Source organism: Massilia agri (assembly GCF_024753255.1).
GTDB lineage: Bacteria > Pseudomonadota > Gammaproteobacteria > Burkholderiales > Burkholderiaceae_D > Telluria > Telluria agri.
The window spans coordinates 128,191-144,429 of sequence record NZ_JANUHA010000007.1; the positions used below are offsets into that span (position 1 = coordinate 128,191).

Sequence of the window (16,239 nt, forward strand, 5' to 3'; positions counted from 1 at the left end):
CAATGTCCACGCCGCCCGGCGCGCGACCATGGTCATGCCGCCCGACATTTCGCAAGGAGCCGTCATGGAACCAGGTCCCCTCCTGCCCGACGCACTGGCCACGCCCGATCGTGACCAGCCGCCGGCCCGCCCCATTCCCACGCCCAGCGCGCCCTATATGCAGCAGCACCGCGCCGCCCGGCTGCTCGAGCAACCCCTGCTTCCCGACACCGGGCCGCAGCCGGCATCAAGCACCGCGGCAAACTCCGAGGCCGGCACCGGCGGGGACGACGCCGCAGCCGAGCCCCCCGCCCTGCCCCAGGCCTTCGGCGCGCGCGTGCTGATGTGGAAACAGGATCCGACGGTCGGCGAGATCGGCACCCGGCGCGCCTGGCTGCCCGGCCCGGTGCTGGCCGGCCCGCGCGACGCCCGCATCGCGCCGGGCGCACCCGGCATCGACCCGGTCGAGCCGAACGCCTTCGGCGACTTCGTGACCCGACCCGACACTCCACAGTTCGACGCTGTTCATACCTTCGCCGTGGTGCGCCAGACCCTGACCATGTACCAGCGCGCCCTGCTGGCCGCGGGCCTGGACATGCCCCTGCCCTGGCAGTGGAACACCAGCATGGACACCCGCCCCCTGATGCTCTTCCCGCACGGCCTGCCGAACGTGATGAACGCCTTCTACAGCCGTACCCAGGGCTGCCTGAAGTTCGGCGACTTCGTGCCCAGCCTGGAGCCGGCCGGAGCCGGCGCAACCGAACCGGAGCGGGTCTACACCTGCCGCTCCTTCGACATCGTGGCCCACGAGACCGCCCATGCGGTGCTGGACGGCCTCAAGCCCCAATGGCTGCTGGCCGACGCCCCGCCCCAGACCGGCGGCCTGCACGAAGCCTTCGGCGACCTGACCGCGATCTTCCTGGCCCTGTCGCAGCTCGACCTGTGCGAGGCCGTGATCGCCCAGACCCGGGCCCAGCTGCACGACAAGAGTTTTTTGTCCGACGTGGCCGAGCAGTTCGGCCTGGCGCTGGGCTCGACGGTGGGCCTGCGCAACGCCGACAACGACCTGACGCTCAGCCAGGCCGGCACCCAGGTGCACGCGATCTCCCAGGTCTTCACCGGCGCCGTGTACGACGTGCTGGCCGATATGTTCGCCTACGAGCGCAATCCCGTGCTGGACGACTGCGCCGCCGTGCTGCACCGGGTGGCGGCCTACCTGCGCGGCCTGCTGCTGCGCGCCCTGATCGCCGCCCCCGACAGCGCCGCCAGCTATGCCGACGTGGTCAACGAGATGCTGCGCCTGGTGGTCGAGGACGGCAAGCCGGCCGCCTACGCCGGCTTCATCCACAACCAGTTCGCGCGCCGCGACGTGGTCGAGGCGCCGGGCCAGGCCTCGGCTGCGACGGCGGTCCCGGGCGTCGACAAACTGGCGCCGAAGGTCTGCGACAAGGCGGGCGCCCGCCAGGACCGGCGCGCCTGCTGCGGCACCATGAACCTGCCCGAGTACTACCGGATGGACCGGGCACTGGACGCCGAGGCGCGCGCGCTGGCGCTCTGGTGCGGCGCGAACGGCCGCCTGGCCGAGTGCGTGGCGCCGCCGGTGGCGCTCGCCCCGGAACAGCCATGAAGATCAGCGCACGCGCCTGCGGCGGCTTCGCCGGACTCGCCCAAGCCTACGACCTCGACACCGCCGCCCACCCGGACGGCGGCGAGCTCGAAGGCCTCCTCGGGCGGCTCGACTTCTTCTCGGCAGCGCCCGCCTGCCCGGTCGGCGCCGACCTGCCGCGCTGGGAGATCACGGTCGAGGACGGGCAGCGCTGCCACACGGTCTTCATGCGCGAGGACGGCAGCGGCGGCGACTGGCAGACCCTGCTCGACCGCCTGCGCGCCAGCGCCTGAGGGGGGTTCAACGGTCCGCGCGGTGCCAGCCGCGCGCCGCGCAATGCATTTGCTTATATATATTGTGTATGAAGGTCAATTTGAAGGAAACGCCGAATTGCCCTAAAATACAGTGCTTTGCCATGTCCCGTCGGCCCAGTCAGCGCCCGGCGCTGCGACCCAATAAACACTAATAGGACTGTTATGACCCACGTTGTCACCGAATCGTGCATCCGTTGTCGTTACACCGACTGCGTCGATGTATGCCCGGTAGATTGTTTCCGGGAAGGCCCGAATTTCCTCGCCATCGACCCTGACGAGTGCATCGACTGCGCCGTCTGCGTGGCCGAGTGCCCGGTGAACGCGATCTACGCGGAAGAAGACGTGCCGTCGGACCAGCAGCAATTCATCAAGATCAACGCGGACCTCGCGCGCTTCTGGCCGTCGATCACCAAGACCAAGCCGGCGCTGCCAGACGCCGAAGAGTGGAAAGACGTCAAGGACAAGCTGGACCAGCTGGCCCGCTGAAGCCGGCGGACGTCCGGCCCGCCGGGCCGGCGTCTGCGGCAGTTCTTCAATCGTGGCACACTGGCTGCCACCGTCCCACTCATACCCCATTCCAAAGAAAGACAAGCGCATGACTATCAGTGCCTCCCACGAAGCGGGCAGCATCGCTCCCAACAGCTCCTTCGCCGGCGCGATCGACGCCGACGCCGTCATCATCGGCGCCGGTCCGGTCGGCCTGTTCCAGGTCTTCGAACTCGGCCTGCTCGAGATCAAGGCCCACGTCATCGACTCGCTGCCGGCCGTCGGCGGCCAGTGCGTGGAACTCTACCCTGACAAGCCGATCTACGACATCCCGGCCGTGCCGGTGTGCACCGGCCAGGAACTGACCGACAACCTGCTCAAGCAGATCGAGCCCTTCGAGCCGACCTTCCACCTGGGCCAGGAAGTCACCACGGTGCAGCGCCGCGAAGACGGCCGCTTCAACGTCGAGACCTCGATCGGCACCCGTTTCATCACGAAAACCATCTTCATCGCCGCCGGCGTGGGTTCCTTCCAGGCCCGCACGATGAAGGTCGACGGCATCGAGAAGTTCGAGAACAGCCAGCTGTTCTACCGTGTGAAAGACCCGGCACTGTTCGAAGGCAAGAACCTGGTCATCTGCGGCGGCGGCGACTCCGCCCTCGACTGGGCCCTGAACTTCGTCGGCAAGGCCGAGTCGGTCGTGCTGCTGCACCGCCGCGAGGACTTCCGCGCCGCCCCGGCTTCGGTCGCCAAGATGAAAGCCCTGTGCGACGAGTACGAGATGCAGCTGATCATCGGCCAGGTCACCGGCTTCGATGAAGCGGACGGCAAGCTGTCGGAAGTGAAGGTCACCGGCGCCGACGGCGTCACCCGCCGCGTGCCGCTGGACATGCTGCTGGTCTTCTTCGGCCTGTCGCCGAAGCTCGGCCCGATCGCCGAATGGGGCCTGGACATCGAGCGCAAGCAGCTGAAAGTCATGGACACCGAGAAGTTCGAGACCAATGTCCCGGGCATCTTCGCGGTGGGTGACATCAACACCTACCCGGGCAAGAAGAAGCTGATCCTGTCGGGCTTCCACGAAGCCGCGCTGGCCGCCTTCGGCGCCGCGCCCTACATCTTCCCGGACAAGAAGATCCACATGCAGTACACGACGACCTCGCCGAAACTGCACAAGATCCTCGGCGTCGAGACCCCGGTCTTCGACTGATCCCGAAGCGCTTCCTGAAAAAGCCGCCCCGCGCAAGCCGGGCGGCTTTTTTGTTGCCTGTGAGCCTTGTTCAGTAAGTGCGAAGCGACGAAGTCCGGCTAACGCACCGCGCTTTCGGTTTATGTGGGACGCCTCACCGAAGCCGCTTGCACAAATATGCTACAAGTGAGCCATGGGTTCCGGGGTGTGAAAACGACTGTTTCCACAAGTAAATGACTATCCCCTATAATTGATGAATCCATTGCGCAAACGATTGCGACATGCGTGTAGACGACGCGCTCCAAAAAGAAGGAATTATTTATGCTTTATCAACTGCACGAGATGCAACGCTCCTTCCTGACCCCGCTCATGCAGTGGGCCGATGCGTCCTCGAAACTCTTTTCCAACCCGGTTTCCCCGTTCGCGCACACGCCGTTCTCGCAGCGTATCGCCGCCGGCTACGAACTCATGTACCGCCTTGGCAAGGACTACGAAAAGCCTGCCTTCGGCATCAAGACCGTGAAGATCAAGGATGCCGACGTCGGCATCATCGAGCGCACCGTCGTCGAAAAACCGTTCTGCAAGCTCATCCACTTCAAGAAGGACCTGAGCGACAAGGCCTTCGCCGCCCTGAAGCAGCCCTCGGTGCTGGTGGTGGCGCCGCTGTCCGGTCACCATGCGACCCTGTTGCGCGACACCGTGCGCGCCCTGCTGGTCGAGCACGACGTCTACATCACCGACTGGATCGATGCCCGCATGGTGCCGCTGTCCGAGGGTCCCTTCCACCTGCACGACTACATCTACTACGTGCGGGACTTCATCCGCCACCTGGGCCCGGACGTGCACGTGATCTCGGTGTGCCAGCCGACCGTGCCGGTGCTGGCCGCGATCTCGCTGATGGCGACCAACAAGGACCCGAAGCTGCCCAAGACCATGACCATGATGGGCGGCCCGATCGACCCGCGCAAGTCGCCGACCGCGGTCAACGACCTGGCGATCGAGAAGCCTTTCTCGTGGTTCGAGAACACCGTGATCTATTCGGTGCCGGGCAACTATCCCGGTTATGGCCGCAAGGTGTATCCGGGCTTCCTGCAGCACGCCGGCTTCATCGCCATGAACCCGGGCCGCCACGCCCAGAGCCACCGCGAGTTCTACCAGCACCTGGTGCAGGGCGACGACGATTCGGCCGAGGCGCACCGCCAGTTCTACGACGAGTACAACGCCGTGCTCGACATGCCGGCCGAGTACTACCTCGACACCATCAAGACCGTGTTCCAGGAACACGCCCTGCCGAAGGGCACCTGGGAAGTCGGCGGCCAGCTGGTGCGTCCGCAGGACATCACCTCGGTCGCCCTGTTCACCGTCGAGGGCGAGCTGGACGACATCTCGGGCCTGGGCCAGACCCGCGCGGCGCACGACCTGTGCAGCGGCATCCCGAAGGAAAAACACCTGGAATTCGTGGCGCCGAAGTGCGGCCACTACGGCATCTTCTCGGGCCGCCGCTGGCGCGAGATCATCTGTCCGAAGATCACGGAGTTCATCAAGGCGAATGCCTGATCGATAAGAAAACGCCGGAGCTTGTCTCCGGCGTTCTTCGTTTGGCGCTTCCGCCAGTTCACTTCCCTACCAGTACCTCCGTGACGACCCCGGTCGCGATCGACACCAGCGCATAATCGCTCCCCGCCTGCACCCACTGGTGCCCCGCCGGCGGCTGCGTCAGGCGATGCGCCTTCCAGTTCTCCACCACGTAGTGATGGGTGCGGTAGCGCGGCGGCAGCTGCTCGCCGCGCTTGAGCTGTCCGCTCGCTTCCACGCTGCGGTAGGGCCCCGCCTTGACGGTCCTGGCCTGCTGCTGGCGTGCTTCCTCCACGTTGCGCTGGTGCGCCTGGGCCGCGGCTCCACAGGCCAGCGCCATGGCGACCAGGGCTGGAACGATGATCTTGTTCATGTCGGCTCCCTGTTTGTCGATTGGCTCCAGTACACCACGCGCACACGGCCCGGTCTGTTCGCTCCAGCACGCAGGTCGCAGAGGCCGCGGTTTTGGCGGATAATGTCGGCTTTCGCGCACGACACGCGCTAATGCCTGACTACCGTGACCAAAACGCTCGCCGACCTGATCGAAGACCAGCTGCCGCAGACGCAATGCACCAAGTGCGGCTACCCCGCATGCCGCCCGTATGCGGAGGCGATCGCGCGCGACGAAGCGGAGATCAACCAGTGCCCGCCGGGCGGCATCGAGGGCGTGCGCCGGCTGTCCTCGGTGACGGGCCGGCCGGTCATCCCGATCAACCCGGCCAACGGCATCGAGCGCCCGCGCGCGGTCGCCTTCATCGACGAGTCGCTGTGCATCGGCTGCACCCTGTGCATCCAGGCCTGTCCGGTGGACGCGATCACGGGCGCCGCCAAGCAGATGCACACCATCCTGCCGAGCCTGTGCACGGGTTGCGACCTGTGCGTCGCGCCCTGCCCGGTCGACTGCATCTCGATGGTGCCGGTCACGGGCGATCGCACCGGCTGGGCCGCCTGGTCGCAGGAAGCCGCCGATGCGGCGCGCAGCCGCCACGACTTCCGCACCGAGCGCCTGCGCCGCGAGAAGGAAGAAAACGATGCGCGCCTGGCCGCCAAGGCGCTGGAGAAGATGCGCGCGGTGACGGCGGAAGTGAGCAACACGCCGGAGGAGCTGGCGGAGAAGGAGCGCAAGCGCGCCATCATCGCCGCCGCCATGGAGCGCGCGCGCCTGAAGGCCGCCGGCAATCCACCGCCCGACAAAGAATAAGATGAACCCAGCCAAACGCCTTGAGATCTTCACGCGCTTCCGCGCGGCCAACCCGAAGCCGACCACCGAACTCGAATTCACCACGCCCTTCGAACTCCTGATCGCGGTGCTGCTGTCGGCGCAGTCGACCGACGTGGGCGTCAACAAGGCCACGCGCAAGCTCTACCCGGTGGCCAACACGCCGCAGGCCATCCTCGACCTGGGGCTCGAGGAACTCAAGTCGTATATCTCGACCATTGGCCTCTACAACACCAAGGCGGCAAACGTCATGGCGACCTGCCGCATCCTGGTGGAGCAGCACGGCGGCGAAGTGCCGCGTTCGCGCGAGGCGCTGGAAGCCCTGCCGGGCGTGGGCCGCAAGACCGCCAACGTGGTGCTCAATACCGCTTTCGGGGAGCCGACCATGGCGGTCGACACCCATATCTTCCGCGTCTCGAACCGCACGAAGATCGCGCCGGGCAAGAACGTCGACATCGTCGAGCAGAAGCTCCTGAAGTTCGTGCCCAAGGAATTCCTGATCGACGCCCACCACTGGCTGATCCTGCACGGCCGCTATACCTGCGTGGCGCGCAAGCCCAAGTGCTGGAACTGCCTGATCGCCGACCTGTGCGAGTTCAAGGACAAGACCCCGGCGCCGCCCGGCACGCTCGACCCGGCAGTCGAAGCGCTCGAAGCCGCCGGCCGGCTGTAGGCCTCAGCCCATCCGCTTTTCGCCGGTGGCGAACGAGGCGCGCGCGATGCGCCCGTCGACCACCTCGTACACGCACAGCATCTCCACCGTGCCGCGCCCTTCCGGGAAGTTGCGGGTCACGACCTCGACGTCGGTGACGAAGTTGCCGATGACGGAGCGGCTGATCAGGCGCGCGTGCAGGTCCGGTTCGGCGAAACGCTCCTGGTAGCGCGGGCGGATCGCCTCGAGGCCTTGCGCCAGCAGGGCGCCGTGCAGCGCGAACTGCTGCGCATCGGGCGCGTAGGTCGCCATCAGGGCGTCGAGGTTCTTGGCGTTGTAGGCGTCGAGCTGGGCCTGGACGACGGCGAGAGGGGACGTGGTGTTCATAAGCTCCGTGGGTAGATGAAAAAACGCGCCAGGGATGGCGCGTTTTTCATCTTACCTTAGGGTGGTCGGCTCTGCCGACCGCGCGTTCAACTCCGCGAGGCTTCGCCACTGGGCATCCGTGAGTTGAACGCGCGTTCGGCGAAGCCGAACACCCTACGCGGCCAGGCGCTTCGGCGAATGCATGCCGAGCGGCTTGCGTGCATCCTCGAGCTTGAACACGGAAACCACGTCGTTCAGCGCCACGGTCTGGTCGCGCAGCGATTGCGCCGCGGCCGCCGCCTCTTCGACCAGCGCCGCGTTCTGCTGGGTGGTCGTGTCCATCTCGCCGACCGCCATATTGATCTGCGCGATGCCCGCGCCCTGCTCCGCGCTGGCGGTGCTGATCTCGGCGATGATGTCCATGACGCTGCGCACGCTGCTGACGATCTCGCCCATGGTGGCGCCGGCCTGGCCCACCAGCAGGTTGCCGGCATCGACGCGCGCGACCGAGTCGTTGATCAGTTCCTTGATTTCCTTCGCTGCCGTGGCCGAACGCTGGGCCAGGTTGCGCACTTCGCCGGCAACCACCGCGAAGCCGCGGCCCTGCTCGCCGGCGCGCGCCGCTTCGACCGCCGCGTTCAGCGCGAGGATATTGGTCTGGAAGGCGATGCCGTCGATGACGCTGATGATGTCGACGATCTTCTTCGAGGATTCGCTGATCGAGGCCATGGTGCCGACTACCTGCTCGACCATCTGGCCGCCCTTGCTCGCGACGTCGCAGGCCGAAATCGCCAGCATGCTGGCATGCTGGGCGTTCTCGGCGTTGCGCTGCACGGTCGTGGTCATCTCTTCCATCGACGAGGCGGTTTCCTCGATGGCACCGGCCTGCTGCTCGGTACGGGCCGACAGATCGGCATTGCCCTGCGCGATTTCGTCGGAGGCGACGGCGATGGTTTCGGCGCCGTTGCGCACCTGGGCCACGATGGTCTGCAGGCTGCCCGTCATGTCCTTCAGGGCCTGCAACAGCTGGCCGGTTTCGTCCTGGCTGCGCACGTCGATCGTGGTGCGCAGGTCGCCCGAGGCGACGTTCTGGGCCACCTCGACGGCGTCCTCGAGAGGACGGGTGATCGAACGCGACACCAGCACGCCGGCGACGACGGCTGCGACGGCGCCCAGCAGCATCAGGCTGTAGCTGAGGATGGTGGCCTGCCTGCCCACCGCTTCGGCCGCCGCAACCGTCGCGACGGCCTGTTTCGACATCGCCTGCTGGGCCTGGTGCAACAGCTCGGCGGGCGCACGGTCCATGCCCTTGACAGCGGTGTCGCCCGCGGCGGCATCGAAGCCGGACGACGTGAAGTCGGCGTAGCCGCGGCGATACCCCTCGCCCATCTTCGCGTGCTCGCCCTCGAAGCGGTTCAGCAGATCACGCACCTCGCCGGCCGGCAGGACTGCGACCAGCGCTTTCGCTTCCCTGGCGACTTCGGCTTCACTCTTCTGGAAGGCGCCCCAGTATTTGCCGCGCTGCGCCTCGTCCTTGCCGCGCAGGAGGGTGTTCTTCCATTCCTGGGTCTGCAGGCGGAAGTGCGAGAGCAGGCCTTCGACGCGCTGGGCGTGGCCGGACTGGGTCACGGCCCCGTTATAGGTATCGAGCGCCTGGTTCATGCGGCCCATGCCGAAGAAGCCGGCACAGGCGACGACCAGGGTGGCGGCGGCAAAGCCGATCGGAAGTTTGCGGCTGAGTTTCATGGTTCATGCGGAACGAGGAAGGCGCCCACGCGCCATGCATGACCAGTCTACGGATTTTGTGTCCATACGGCAAAAATGGACAGACTGGTCTTTCCAGACTGACCATAGTTATGTGTCCGTGTAGCAACAGCACACGGACACAATGGGGCATTACAGCAGGACCAGGTTATCCCGATGTACCAGCTCCGGCCCCTCGACATAGCCGAGGATGCCCTCGATCTCGGCCGAGGAGTGGCGCATGATGCGCCGCACTTCGCTGCTGGTGTAGTTGGTGAGCCCGCGCGCCAGCGGCGTGCCGGCTTCGTTGATGCAGGTGATCACCTGCCCGCGCCCGAATTCGCCGCGCACGCCGATCACGCCGATCGGCAGCAGCGACTTGCCTTCGCGCGTGAGCTTCTGCGCGGCGCCGGCATCGATCACCACTTCGCCCGTGGTGTGCAGGTGGTCGATCATCCACTGGCGGCGCGCCGTCAGGCGGCCGGTCGGCGCGGTCAGCTGGGTGCCGATCGCTTCGCCGCCCGCCAGGCGGGTGAGGACATTCTCTTCGCGGCCCCAGGCGATGATGGTGTGGGCGCCCGAGCGCGCGGCGCGCCTGGCGGCCAGCACCTTGGTCAGCATGCCGCCGCGTCCCAGGCTGGAGCCGGCGCCGCCGGCCATCGCTTCGAGCTGGGGGTCGCCGGCCTGGGCTTCCCCGATGAGTTTGGCCTGCGGATCCTTGCGCGGATCGGCGGAAAACAGGCCGCGCTGGTCGGTGAGGATCACCAGGGCGTCGGCTTCGATCAGGTTGGCGACCAGGGCGCCGAGCGTGTCGTTGTCGCCGAACTTGATCTCGTCGGTGACGACGGTGTCGTTCTCGTTGATGATCGGGACCACGCCCAGGCGCAGCAGGGTCGTGAGGGTCGAGCGCGCGTTCAGGTAGCGCTCGCGGTCGGCCAGGTCGGCGTGGGTCAGCAGCACCTGGGCGGTGCCGATGCCATGGCCGCGGAAGCTCGTTTCGTAGATCTGGGCCAGGCCCATCTGGCCGACGGCCGCGCAGGCCTGCAGTTCGTGGATGTCGGTCGGGCGGGCGGTGAAGCCGAGGCGCAGCATGCCTTCGGCGATGGCGCCGGAGGAGACCAGCACGACTTCCTTGCCGAGGCCGCGCAGGGCGGCGATCTGTGAAGCCCAGCGGGCGATGGCGGTGTGGTCCAGGCCCCTGCCCTCGTCCGTGACGAGGGAGGAACCGACCTTGACGATGATTCTGGAGGCTTGCTGAAGGACGGAATGGAGGACTTGAGTCATGGCGACAGGAATTTTCCTCGCGGCCGTAAGGCCAGCAGGGAAAGTCCTGCCAACAGCTCGACCGCGCAGACAGCTAATAATACCCCCTTCGGCAGCCCGATCGCGAATGCGGCGACGAGGCGCCCGGCCGGCTGGGCCAGGAGGAACAAGGCGGTGAGGTCGCCGAGGATGGGCTGGTCGCCCTGCCTGGCTGCCAGGTAGGCCAGCATCGCGGTGGCGAGGCGGACACCCACGTAGATGGCGTAGAACTGGCTGTAGCCATTCACGCCCACGAGAAACAGGCCCATCGCCGACGCGATGCGGTCGGGATCGAGCAATGCCGCCAGCGCCGCCAGGGAACTGGCGGTGGCGACGAGGTGCAACAACCGGCTGCGCAGCCGGCCGCGATGGGGCAGGACTGCGGCCAACTTAGTCTTCGAGGATCTTGAAGCGGGGATCGTCCGGGTCGATCGAGTTGATGCCGCGCGCTTCCTCGGTCATCGAGGTCTCTTCGGCACGCTGCTCGCTGGTGCGCTTCTCTTCCAGGTGCAGGTAGATCGCATTGACCAGGTCCTGGCAGCCTTCGCGGTTCAGGGCCGAGATCTCGAACACGGGGCCTTTCCAGGCCATGCGCTTGACGAAGTCCTTGACGCGCTTCTTGCGCTCGGCTTCGTCGAGCACGTCGAGCTTGTTCAGCACCAGCCAGCGCGGCTTGTTCAGCAGGTCTTCGTCGTACTTCTCGAGTTCCTTGACCAGCGCCTTGGCTTCCTTGACCGGATCGACCTTCTCGTCGAAGCCCGACAGGTCGACGATGTGCAGCAGCAGGCCCGTGCGCGCCAGGTGGCGCAGGAACTGGTGGCCCAGGCCCGCGCCTTCGGCCGCGCCCTCGATCAGGCCCGGGATGTCGGCGATGACGAAGCTCTTCTCGTGCGAGACGCGCACCACGCCCAGGTTCGGATGCAGGGTCGTGAACGGGTAGTCGGCGATCTTCGGCTTGGCGTTCGACACGGCGGTAATGAAGGTCGACTTGCCGGCGTTCGGCATGCCCAGCAGGCCCACGTCGGCCAGCACCTTGAGCTCGAGGCGCAGGGTGCGGCGCTCGCCGGCCTTGCCTTCGGTCTTCTGGCGCGGCGCGCGGTTGGTCGAGGTCTTGAAGTGGATATTGCCCCAGCCGCCCTCGCCGCCCTTGGCCAGCAGTTCGGTCTGGCCATGCTCCATCAGGTCGGCGATGATCTCGCCGTTGACGTCGTCCACGATCAGGGTGCCGACCGGCATGCGCAGGTAGACATCTTCCGCGCCCTTGCCGTAGCAGTCCGAGCCGCGGCCCGGTTCGCCGTTGCGCGCGTGGTGGGTCTTCGAATAGCGGAAGTCCACCAGGGTGTTGATGTTACGGTCGGCCACCACGAAGATCGAGCCGCCCTTGCCTCCGTCGCCGCCGTCCGGGCCGCCGAATGGGCGGAACTTCTCGCGGCGGAACGAGGCGCACCCGTTGCCGCCGTCGCCGGCGATGACTTCAATTCTTGCTTCGTCGATAAACTTCATGATGGTGACCGATAAAAACTAAAAAGGCCCTACCGTGGGCAGAGCCTTTCGATGGAAGGCTTACGCCTTGCAAAGAAGCGCCGTGGAATGCGGCGCGAGTGCTTTATTAAGCAGCGACTGCTTCGTTAGCAACGACGGTCACGTACTGCTTCGAACCGATGCCTTGCTTGACGAACTTGACAGTACCGTCGACCAGCGCGAACAGGGTGTGATCCTTGCCGGTGCCGACGTTGACGCCAGCGCGCACCGGGGTGCCGCGTTGACGGATGATGATGCCGCCGGCGTTGATCGCCTGGCCGCCGTAGACTTTCACGCCAAGGCGTTTGCTTTCTGAGTCACGGCCGTTGCGGGTAGTACCGCCACCTTTTTTGTGTGCCATTTATTTGCTCCTTGATGAATGAACTTGGTGGATCTGACGGGGATTAGCCGTTGATCGACACCACCTGGATTTCGGTGAAGTTCTGGCGATGGCCCTGACGCTTCTGGTAGTGCTTACGACGGCGCATCTTGAAGATGCGGACCTTGTCGTGGCGACCGTGGGAAACAACTTTCACCAGGACCGAGGCACCTTCGACCAGCGGAGCACCAAACTTGATGCTGTCGCCCGCGCCGAGCGCGAGAACTTGATCGATGGTGAGTTCGGAACCAATGTCAGCAGGTATCTGTTCTACTTTGAGTTTTTCGCCAGCGACAACTTTGTATTGCTTGCCACCGGTTTTTATGACCGCGTACATGATTGAAACCTCATCAAATGTTAAAAGAATCCCGCCGGCGTCGAGACGCTGGACTGTTCGGATGCCGGGGAACAGGGGATTATACATAACTCGTGGCACGCGGTCAAAAGGGCTTGACGTTTCCCCGGCTGGGGCCTGAACAGGCGTAGCGCAAAGCCAACGGCACGTCCGGCGACCCTTCGCTGTAGCGCTCTCTCAGCCAGGCGTGGGACGGCCTCCCCTTGCATGACGTATAATCCCCGCGATTGATCAAAATCCACCATATTTACTTACTGTTACCGCAGGTTCGCCTTGTCAGCCGCTACCCAAACCGCCCAGAACACCATCGCCCAATCGATCGCCGCCGACATGGAGTCCGTGAACACGGTGATCCGACAGCGGCTGCACTCGGAAGTGAGCCTGGTGAACCAGATCGCCGAGTACATCATCAGCGCGGGCGGCAAGCGGATCCGGCCGGTGCTGGTGCTGCTGCTGGCCAATGCCTACGGTTACAAGGGCAGCGCCCACCACGAGCTGGCGGCGGTGGTCGAGTTCATCCACACCGCGACCCTGCTGCACGACGACGTCGTCGACGAATCCTCGATGCGCCGCGGGCGCCAGACGGCGAACGCCCTGTTCGGCAACGCGGCTTCGGTGCTGGTCGGCGACTTCCTGTACTCGCGCTCGTTCCAGATGATGGTCAGCCTCGACAATATGCGCGTGATGCGCATCCTGTCCGACGCCACCAACGTGATCGCGGAAGGCGAAGTGCTGCAGCTGCTGAACATGCACGATCCGGACGTGACCCACGAGAGCTACCTGAAGGTGATCCGCTCGAAGACCGCCAAGCTGTTCGAGGCGGCCGCCGAACTGGGCGCCCTGGTCGGCGGCGCGAGCGATGCCCAGATCGAGGCGGCCGGCGAATACGGCCGCTCGCTGGGCACGGCGTTCCAGTTAATTGATGATGTGCTGGACTACGCCGGCGACGCCGCCGAGATCGGCAAGAACCTGGGCGACGACCTGCGCGAAGGCAAGCCCACCCTGCCCCTGATCTGGCTGATGGAAAACGGCACGCCGGAACAGCGCCAGCTGGTGCGCAGCTGCATCGAGCACGGCGACGAAGAACAGTTCGACGCGGTGCTGGCGGCCGTCACCTCCAGCGGCGCCCTGGACTACACGCGCACCCAGGCGGAAGCCGCGGCACGCCGCGCGGCCGAGGCCATCAGCGGCCTGCCGGACAGCATTTACAAGTCGAGCCTGCTGCAGCTCTGCAGTTTCGCTGTTGACAGGAACCACTGAGCAAATTATAGTAATGCCTTCCCGAGATTTCGGAAACGAAGTCTCAAACCGTCGGGGTGTAGCTTAGCCCGGTAGAGCGCTACGTTCGGGACGTAGAGGCCGGAGGTTCGAATCCTCTCACCCCGACCACGAATTCGAAAAGCCAGATACGGTGCAAACCGATCTGGCTTTTTTCATTTTGTCCTCGGGATATGGCGCCGGCAAGCGGCGCCCTCCATTGCTAGAAGATTTCGTGCTGCGCACGCTCCCGCGTGGCGTCCGCCGGTCGACCCTGCCCATCAGCCCTGGAAACCCGGCTGCCCAGGGCCAGCGCTACCACGCCGGCAGCGAGCCACGCCAGTCCGATCGCAAGCTCTCCCAGCAGCAGCATGCGGTGCACCCCGGCCAGCAGCGCCACGGATCCGCCGACCACCCCGGCCCAGCGCAGGGCCGTGACGGCGATCGCGCGCGCGCCCTCGCGCACCGGCTTGCCGGGCCAGAAGCCAATCGGCGCGACGCCGGCGACGAAGGCCTCGATCGTGGCCCTGTCGGTCGGCGGGCCCCACAGCATGCCGGCGGCCAGGCCGACTAGGCTGGCGCCGGCGATCAGGAGCAGTTCCGTTTCGTACGGTAGGGACAGCCAGCCCAGCGCCAGCGCCGTGGCCAGGCCTGCCACCATGGCAGCCAGCTCGCCGGCCGCGTTCACGCGCCACCACACCCAGCGCAGGGCCGTCGGCGCGCCGAGAGCGGCGCCAAGGGCGGCGACCCACTTCCACGCCTGCTCGATGGTCTCGATCTGGAAGCTGACCAGCACCGCGCCCACCGCGAAGGCCAGCACCGCCACGCGCGCGACGGCGAGCTGGCGGCGCACCGGCGCCTTCGGCGACAGGCGCAGGTACACGTCGTTGACGATGTAGGACGCGCCCCAGTTCATGTGGGTGTCAACGGTGCTCATGAAGGCCGCCAGCAGGCTGGCCACCAGCAGGCCGAGCAGGCCCGGATGCAGGAGCACGCCCATCAACACCGGATATGCCTGTTCGCGGTCGCCGGCGACGACGGCCCCGGCGCCGCCCAGGGCCGCGCCCTCGGCGCCGATCGGTATCAGCACCAGGGCGGCCAGGCCGACCACCAGCCACGGCCAGACGCGCACCGAATATTGCAGGATGAGGAAGAGCAGCGACGCCTTGCGCGCGTCGCCCGGCGAGCGGGTGGCGTTCAGGCGCTGCATCAGGTAGCCGCCGCCGTCGGCCGGCACGTTGGCATACGACTGCACCAGCATGTACAGGCCGAACAGGGCAAAGGCGAGCGCGCCCGCTCCCGGCAAGTCCGGGAACAGGTCGAGATAGCGGTGGTCCGCGCCATACAGGCGGCTCAGGCCCTCGGCCAGGCCGGCGCGTCCGCCCACGGCGGACCATGCCAGCCAGGCGAAGCAGACGCTGCCCACGAGGGCGAAGCCCAGTTGCACCAGGTCGGTGATGATGACGCCGCGGATCCCGCTCAGGCCGGAATACACGACCACCAGCGCCAGCAGCAGGACGATGGTCAAGCCTTCCGAGGCCGTGCCCATCGGCGAGTTTGCCGGCCAATACAGGGCGAAGGTGCGCATCATGTCGGGAAACCAGGTATCCCAGTGGAAGAACGGCGAAGCGATCTTGACCATGGCGCGCAGCACCCAGCCCAGGATGATGGCGTTGTACACCACGCCATACAGGCCGGCGCGCGCCGTGCGCAGCACCGAGGCGGGGCGGCCGGAATAGCGTTTGGCGATCAGTTCGGCGTCGGTCATGACGCCGCTGCGGCTCCACTTCTCGGCGAACAGCACGACCACCGCGGCATGCACGCCCATCCAGGCCAGCCAGATCCAGTTGCCGCTGATGCCCTTGGTAGCGATGATGCCGGCCACGGCGAGCGGCGTGTCGGCGGCGAAGGTCGTGGCGGCGATCGAGGCGCCGGCCCACCACCACGGCAGCGACCGGTCGGCCAGGAAGTAGCTGCGCACGCCGCTGCTCGCCAGTTTGCTGGCCCACAGGCCGACGCCCAGCGCCAGCGCGAGGTACAGGCCGATGACGACCCAGTCGATTGCTTGCAGCGCCAGCGGCGCGCCCATCACGCGGCCTGCGCAGGCGCCGTACCTGCGTCATGGTGCGATGGATGCGAATGAACGATGGTCGAACATGGATGCAAGGTCGGTCTCCTTGAAATGCGCGGCGCGCCCTGCAGGCGCATTCTTGCAAGTGGACGGGCCACGCCGGCGACCCGCGGAGCGGCCGCCGATGACAGGACGGGAACGGTACGGCGACGAGGCCGGCCGCGGCGA

Annotated in this window: 17 protein-coding genes and 1 tRNA gene; 9 read left to right on the forward strand and 9 right to left on the reverse strand. The window is 66.2% G+C overall.

Translation table 11 applies throughout. From position 1 onward, the window contains the following. Nucleotides 1–64 precede the first annotated feature (64 nt). From NX780_RS12165 to NX780_RS12185, 5 genes are all read left to right on the forward strand, one after another. Entirely contained in the window at nucleotides 65–1,606 is a 1,542-nt protein-coding gene (locus NX780_RS12165) for a gluzincin family metallopeptidase (protein ID WP_258828124.1), read from the forward strand. Then, nucleotides 1,603–1,878, forward strand: a complete 276-nt coding sequence (locus NX780_RS12170; RefSeq protein ID WP_258828125.1) for a protealysin inhibitor emfourin — start codon at nucleotides 1,603–1,605, stop codon at nucleotides 1,876–1,878. Before NX780_RS12165 ends, NX780_RS12170 begins: the two co-directional genes overlap by 4 nt. Before the next feature lie 183 nt (nucleotides 1,879–2,061). After that, nucleotides 2,062–2,385 carry a ferredoxin FdxA gene (gene fdxA / locus NX780_RS12175; RefSeq protein WP_258828126.1) on the forward strand — a complete coding sequence of 108 codons (324 nt, stop codon included), beginning with the start codon at nucleotides 2,062–2,064 and terminating at the stop codon, nucleotides 2,383–2,385. A gap of 109 nt (nucleotides 2,386–2,494) precedes the next feature. Further along, nucleotides 2,495–3,592: an NAD(P)/FAD-dependent oxidoreductase gene (locus NX780_RS12180; protein ID WP_258828127.1), complete on the forward strand. Its 1,098-nt coding sequence runs from the start codon at nucleotides 2,495–2,497 to the stop codon at nucleotides 3,590–3,592. A 300-nt stretch (nucleotides 3,593–3,892) separates the two neighbouring features. Beyond that, on the forward strand, nucleotides 3,893–5,128 hold the full coding sequence (locus tag NX780_RS12185; RefSeq protein WP_258828128.1) for a polyhydroxyalkanoate depolymerase: 1,236 nt from the start codon (nucleotides 3,893–3,895) through the stop codon (nucleotides 5,126–5,128). A 58-nt stretch (nucleotides 5,129–5,186) separates the two neighbouring features. Here NX780_RS12185 and NX780_RS12190 read toward each other — a convergent pair whose 3' ends face one another. Continuing rightward, nucleotides 5,187–5,519 (reverse strand): RcnB family protein, encoded by a 333-nt coding sequence (locus NX780_RS12190; RefSeq protein ID WP_258828129.1) that lies wholly within the window; start codon nucleotides 5,517–5,519, stop codon nucleotides 5,187–5,189. A 144-nt stretch (nucleotides 5,520–5,663) separates the two neighbouring features. On the opposite strand from NX780_RS12190, the gene rsxB reads away from it, so the two are divergent. Both rsxB and nth read left to right on the forward strand, forming a co-directional pair. Then, nucleotides 5,664–6,347 (forward strand): electron transport complex subunit RsxB, encoded by a 684-nt coding sequence (gene rsxB / locus NX780_RS12195; RefSeq protein WP_258828130.1) that lies wholly within the window; start codon nucleotides 5,664–5,666, stop codon nucleotides 6,345–6,347. Between the two features lies 1 nt (nucleotide 6,348). Continuing rightward, nucleotides 6,349–7,038: an endonuclease III gene (gene nth, locus NX780_RS12200; RefSeq protein WP_258828131.1), complete on the forward strand. Its 690-nt coding sequence runs from the start codon at nucleotides 6,349–6,351 to the stop codon at nucleotides 7,036–7,038. Between the two features lie 3 nt (nucleotides 7,039–7,041). Here nth and NX780_RS12205 read toward each other — a convergent pair whose 3' ends face one another. From NX780_RS12205 to rplU, 7 genes are all read right to left on the reverse strand, one after another. Further along, nucleotides 7,042–7,404, reverse strand: a complete 363-nt coding sequence (locus NX780_RS12205) for a nuclear transport factor 2 family protein (protein ID WP_258828132.1) — start codon at nucleotides 7,402–7,404, stop codon at nucleotides 7,042–7,044. 153 nt (nucleotides 7,405–7,557) lie between these two features. After that, nucleotides 7,558–9,129, reverse strand: coding sequence for a methyl-accepting chemotaxis protein (locus tag NX780_RS25225; RefSeq protein ID WP_307732803.1), 1,572 nt, complete (start codon nucleotides 9,127–9,129; stop codon nucleotides 7,558–7,560). Between the two features lie 150 nt (nucleotides 9,130–9,279). Continuing rightward, entirely contained in the window at nucleotides 9,280–10,410 is a 1,131-nt protein-coding gene (gene proB / locus NX780_RS12220) for a glutamate 5-kinase (RefSeq protein WP_258828133.1), read from the reverse strand. Then, on the reverse strand, nucleotides 10,407–10,775 hold the full coding sequence (locus tag NX780_RS12225; protein ID WP_258828134.1) for a hypothetical protein: 369 nt from the start codon (nucleotides 10,773–10,775) through the stop codon (nucleotides 10,407–10,409). The genes proB and NX780_RS12225 overlap by 4 nt, the downstream gene beginning before the upstream one ends. 43 nt (nucleotides 10,776–10,818) lie before the next feature. Then, on the reverse strand, nucleotides 10,819–11,931 hold the full coding sequence (gene cgtA, locus NX780_RS12230) for an Obg family GTPase CgtA (protein WP_258828135.1): 1,113 nt from the start codon (nucleotides 11,929–11,931) through the stop codon (nucleotides 10,819–10,821). Between the two features lie 106 nt (nucleotides 11,932–12,037). Then, a complete protein-coding gene (gene rpmA / locus NX780_RS12235) occupies nucleotides 12,038–12,310 on the reverse strand; it encodes a 50S ribosomal protein L27 (protein ID WP_258828136.1) in 273 nt (90 codons plus the stop codon). A 43-nt stretch (nucleotides 12,311–12,353) separates the two neighbouring features. Then, nucleotides 12,354–12,665, reverse strand: a complete 312-nt coding sequence (gene rplU, locus NX780_RS12240) for a 50S ribosomal protein L21 (RefSeq protein ID WP_027865917.1) — start codon at nucleotides 12,663–12,665, stop codon at nucleotides 12,354–12,356. Nucleotides 12,666–12,956: 291 nt separating this feature from the next. On the opposite strand from rplU, the gene ispB reads away from it, so the two are divergent. Both ispB and NX780_RS12250 read left to right on the forward strand, forming a co-directional pair. Beyond that, on the forward strand, nucleotides 12,957–13,943 hold the full coding sequence (gene ispB / locus NX780_RS12245; RefSeq protein WP_258828137.1) for an octaprenyl diphosphate synthase: 987 nt from the start codon (nucleotides 12,957–12,959) through the stop codon (nucleotides 13,941–13,943). Between the two features lie 52 nt (nucleotides 13,944–13,995). Beyond that, nucleotides 13,996–14,072 (forward strand) — tRNA-Pro (locus NX780_RS12250). A 91-nt stretch (nucleotides 14,073–14,163) separates the two neighbouring features. On the opposite strand, the gene NX780_RS12255 is transcribed toward NX780_RS12250, so the two are convergent. Then, nucleotides 14,164–16,029 (reverse strand): sodium:solute symporter family transporter, encoded by a 1,866-nt coding sequence (locus NX780_RS12255; protein ID WP_258828138.1) that lies wholly within the window; start codon nucleotides 16,027–16,029, stop codon nucleotides 14,164–14,166. Between the last annotated feature and the right edge of the window lie 210 nt (nucleotides 16,030–16,239).

Coding starts and splice junctions, on each gene's coding strand:
- cgtA (WP_258828135.1), bottom strand. CDS start 11,931: ATGAAGTTTATCGACGAAGCAAGAATTGAAGTCATCGCCGGCGACGGC.
- NX780_RS12180 (WP_258828127.1), top strand. CDS start 2,495: ATGACTATCAGTGCCTCCCACGAAGCGGGCAGCATCGCTCCCAACAGC.
- nth (WP_258828131.1), top strand. CDS start 6,349: ATGAACCCAGCCAAACGCCTTGAGATCTTCACGCGCTTCCGCGCGGCC.
- fdxA (WP_258828126.1), top strand. CDS start 2,062: ATGACCCACGTTGTCACCGAATCGTGCATCCGTTGTCGTTACACCGAC.
- NX780_RS12190 (WP_258828129.1), bottom strand. CDS start 5,519: ATGAACAAGATCATCGTTCCAGCCCTGGTCGCCATGGCGCTGGCCTGT.
- NX780_RS25225 (WP_307732803.1), bottom strand. CDS start 9,129: ATGAAACTCAGCCGCAAACTTCCGATCGGCTTTGCCGCCGCCACCCTG.
- NX780_RS12205 (WP_258828132.1), bottom strand. CDS start 7,404: ATGAACACCACGTCCCCTCTCGCCGTCGTCCAGGCCCAGCTCGACGCC.
- rpmA (WP_258828136.1), bottom strand. CDS start 12,310: ATGGCACACAAAAAAGGTGGCGGTACTACCCGCAACGGCCGTGACTCA.
- proB (WP_258828133.1), bottom strand. CDS start 10,410: ATGACTCAAGTCCTCCATTCCGTCCTTCAGCAAGCCTCCAGAATCATC.
- NX780_RS12185 (WP_258828128.1), top strand. CDS start 3,893: ATGCTTTATCAACTGCACGAGATGCAACGCTCCTTCCTGACCCCGCTC.
- NX780_RS12170 (WP_258828125.1), top strand. CDS start 1,603: ATGAAGATCAGCGCACGCGCCTGCGGCGGCTTCGCCGGACTCGCCCAA.
- rplU (WP_027865917.1), bottom strand. CDS start 12,665: ATGTACGCGGTCATAAAAACCGGTGGCAAGCAATACAAAGTTGTCGCT.
- NX780_RS12165 (WP_258828124.1), top strand. CDS start 65: ATGGAACCAGGTCCCCTCCTGCCCGACGCACTGGCCACGCCCGATCGT.
- NX780_RS12255 (WP_258828138.1), bottom strand. CDS start 16,029: ATGGGCGCGCCGCTGGCGCTGCAAGCAATCGACTGGGTCGTCATCGGC.